General features: G+C 62.9%; 4 protein-coding genes. 2 read left to right on the top strand and 2 right to left on the bottom strand.

Annotation, left to right across the window (positions count from 1 at the left end):
• The first annotated feature begins 158 nt into the window (after window positions 1-158).
• Both grxD and EOD07_RS28475 read left to right on the top strand, forming a co-directional pair.
• Window positions 159-494: a Grx4 family monothiol glutaredoxin gene (grxD, locus tag EOD07_RS28470; protein ID WP_040981263.1), complete on the top strand. Its 336-nt coding sequence runs from the start codon at window positions 159-161 to the stop codon at window positions 492-494.
• Window positions 495-639: 145 nt separating this feature from the next.
• Window positions 640-1,908, top strand: a complete 1,269-nt coding sequence (locus EOD07_RS28475; RefSeq protein WP_082037085.1) for a multidrug effflux MFS transporter — start codon at window positions 640-642, stop codon at window positions 1,906-1,908.
• A 115-nt stretch (window positions 1,909-2,023) separates the two neighbouring features.
• On the opposite strand, the gene EOD07_RS28480 is transcribed toward EOD07_RS28475, so the two are convergent.
• Both EOD07_RS28480 and EOD07_RS28485 read right to left on the bottom strand, forming a co-directional pair.
• Window positions 2,024-2,425, bottom strand: coding sequence for a hypothetical protein (locus EOD07_RS28480; RefSeq protein WP_348627788.1), 402 nt, complete (start codon window positions 2,423-2,425; stop codon window positions 2,024-2,026).
• 58 nt (window positions 2,426-2,483) lie between these two features.
• Window positions 2,484-3,112 (bottom strand): inositol monophosphatase (locus tag EOD07_RS28485; RefSeq protein WP_164772618.1); only part of this gene is annotated, 629 nt, incomplete at its 5' end.

Raw genomic sequence — 3,112 nt, forward strand, 5'->3', positions numbered from 1 at the left:
CCTTGATACGGCGAACCGTTCTAGCCTTGGCCCAAAATCGCGTTATCCCTTGCGCCATTCAGGTAGCGTCGCGGCTAACGTCTTGTTTCAGCCACCCTATGGGTTTATTTGAAGGACATGCTTCGAGCCTGACTCCCACAGGCGTGAAAGGATTGTCCATGACCGGCATCAGCGACTACATCGACAATGAAGTGAAGAGCAACGACGTCGTGCTCTTCATGAAGGGCACGCCCGGCTTCCCGCAATGCGGGTTCTCCGGCCAGGTGGTGCAGATCCTCGATTACATCGGGGCCGACTACAAAGGCGTCAACGTGCTCGACTCGGCCGAATTGCGGCAGGGCATCAAGGACTATTCCAACTGGCCGACCATCCCCCAGCTTTATGTGAAGGGTGAATTCGTCGGCGGTTGCGACATCGTGCGCGAGATGTTCCAGGCCGGCGAGTTGCAGGACTTCCTCGTCGAAAAGGGCGTCAGCGTCAAAGGCGCCGCCTGACTGAATCGCACCGGCCAGCCGGCCGGTAGCGCTAATTTCCGGGGCAGCCCCCACCTCGGCATTGTGGTTCCCTGAGCTCGGGAACGAGACGAATTCATGCGCCGGCAGTCCGGCGCATGTTCGTTTGAAACGATCGGATTTTGCGGTGGACAAGCAGGCTGTGGCGCAGCAATCGGCAACCAATTTGCCTATTCCGCGCTGGGAATTCATCGCGCTCTGCGCAGCGCTGATGGCGCTCAACTCCCTGGCCATCGACATCATGCTGCCGGCGCTGCAGCAGATCGGCGCCTCGCTTGGCGTCGAGAGCGAGAACCACCGCCAATATGTCATCACCGCCTATATGCTCGGCTTCGGCGGCGGACAGCTTTTGTTCGGGCCGATTTCGGATCGCTTCGGACGCCGCGCGCCGCTGGTCTTCGGGCTGGTCGTCTATGTCGTGGCCGCGGCGGCCGCCGCCATAGCGCCCAGTTTCGCCCTGTTGCTGACCTGGCGTCTCATCCAGGGCATCGGCGCGGCAGCGACCCGGGTCATCGCCGTCTCGATCGTTCGCGACACGTTCGAGGGCCGGCGCATGGCCGAGGTGATGTCGCTGATCTTCATGGTGTTCATGGCCATCCCCGTCATCGCGCCCGGCATCGGCCAGTTCGTCATGCTGTTCGCCAGCTGGCACTGGATCTTCGTGACCATGGCTATCGGCGCGCTGATCGTTTCGACCTGGGCCCTGCTGCGCCTGCCGGAGACGTTGCACCCCGAATATCGCCGCACGCTCTCGGTAGGGTCCGTGCTCGGCGGCTTCCGCATCGTGCTCACCAACCGGCTCACGCTTTGCTACGCCTTTGCCAGCACGTTCATCTTCGCCGCCATGTTCGGCTTCATCAGTTCGGCGCAGCAGATCTACATCGACATCTTTCACGTCGGCGAATTGTTCCCGCTGATCTTTGCCGGCGTCGCCGGCGTGCTCGCCTTCTCCAACTATCTCAATTCGCGGTTGGTCGGACAGATCGGCATGCGCCGCCTGTCGCAAGGCGCGCTGCTCATTTTCCTGTGCATCAGCCTTGCCTGGCTGGTGGTCTCGCTGGAGATGCAGATGCCGCTCTGGCTCTTCGTCACCTTTTTTGCCGGCGCGATGCTGCCGTTCGGCGGACTGGGCGCGAATTTCAACGCCTTGGCCATGGAGCCGCTCGGCGAACTCGCCGGCACGGCGGCATCCATCCTTGGTTTCATGCAGACTTTTCTCGGCGCCCTCATCGGCGCGGCGATCGGCCAGGCCTATAACGGCACCGTGACCCCTCTGGCCGCGGGCTTCTGCAGCGTCTCGGTCGCGGCTTTGCTGATGATCCTGATCGCCGAGCGGGGCAGGATGTTCCAGCCCCACAATCCCCCCGTTTCGGGGCACGTCACCGATCTGCACTGATCGTTCGCTTCGACGAAGTTAGAGCAATTCCAGGAAAAGTGTGCGGTTTTCCGTCCGGAATTGCGTAAAAACAAGGAGATAGGGTGTTTCACCGTTTCCGTGAAACGGAAACACCCTAGGATCTGCGTTCCTGCGCCGCCGTGAAGCGCGGCGAAAGGATGCGACCTGCGATCGCGCCGCCCATGCTGTCGGTAAATGGCAATGGCAGGGCCTTGCCAAGCGCCTCGAGCACCGAAGCGACGAAAGCCTTGTTCAGCCTGTCGTCCGGTCCCAGTGCGGAGAAGGTGGCATGCGGCTTGCCGAAAAGCGTCCCGTCCCGGCGAAGCGAGAACCTTAGTGTTAGCGACATGCCCGCCGTACCGCGCGGCGGCCGCCAGCAGGCATAAATGGCGGCCGACATTTCCGCTATGGAGTTGACCGGATCGCGACTGCCGCAGGCGCGTTCCTGCGCGCAACCCGCGTTCACCGTGGCAGCCAGGGCGAAAGCAGCCACAGTGAACCTGAAGCTCATTGCCATCTCCGGCAACTCGAGGATCTTTCTGAAGGACGGCCAAGCGCGGCCGGCGCAACCGATCCTATTCAGCCCAAAGCTCGCGGCGCAACTCGTCCCAGCTTTGCTTGTCCGGCGCCACCAGCAGGCCGCCATCGACATGCGACGGCAAGTAGGCGCTGCCGTCGATGCGCGCGACATGGCCGCCGGCTTCCTGATGGATCAGCGCACCGGCAAGATGATCCCAGGGCATCAGCTTGTTGTAGAGCACGAAATGGGCGTGACCGCTCGCAAGCAACCGGTACTCATGCGCCGCGCAGCGATAGGAAAATTGCGACAGCGTCTTGGTCTGGTTGCGGGCGAGCCGCGAACGCTCGGGCTCTTGGAGGAACTGCCAGGAAACGGCGCCGGTCATCTGCGACATCGGCACCGGCGCCGCAACGCGAACCTTCTCCAGCGCGCCATGCGCGTGGCGGATATGGCTGCCGGCGCCCTTGGCGCCGATCAGCCAGTCCTTGCCGACCGGGTCATGGATGATGCCGGCGACGGTCTCGCCGTTGACGACGACGCCGGCCATGACGCCGAACAGCGGCACACCGGACGCGAAGTTGAAAGTGCCGTCGACCGGATCGATGACGAAGGCAAGCGCGGCATCGCCAAGGCCCGACAGCAGCGCCGGATCGTCGGAGCAGGCCTCCTCCCCGACCACCATGG

The sequence above is a fragment of the Mesorhizobium sp. M2C.T.Ca.TU.002.02.1.1 genome (genome assembly GCF_003997225.1).

What these genes read in the sequence shown, in the direction of transcription:
- grxD (WP_040981263.1), top strand. Translation starts at nt 159, where the DNA reads ATGACCGGCATCAGCGACTACATCGACAATGAAGTGAAGAGCAACGAC.
- EOD07_RS28480 (WP_348627788.1), bottom strand. Translation starts at nt 2,425, where the DNA reads ATGGCAATGAGCTTCAGGTTCACTGTGGCTGCTTTCGCCCTGGCTGCC.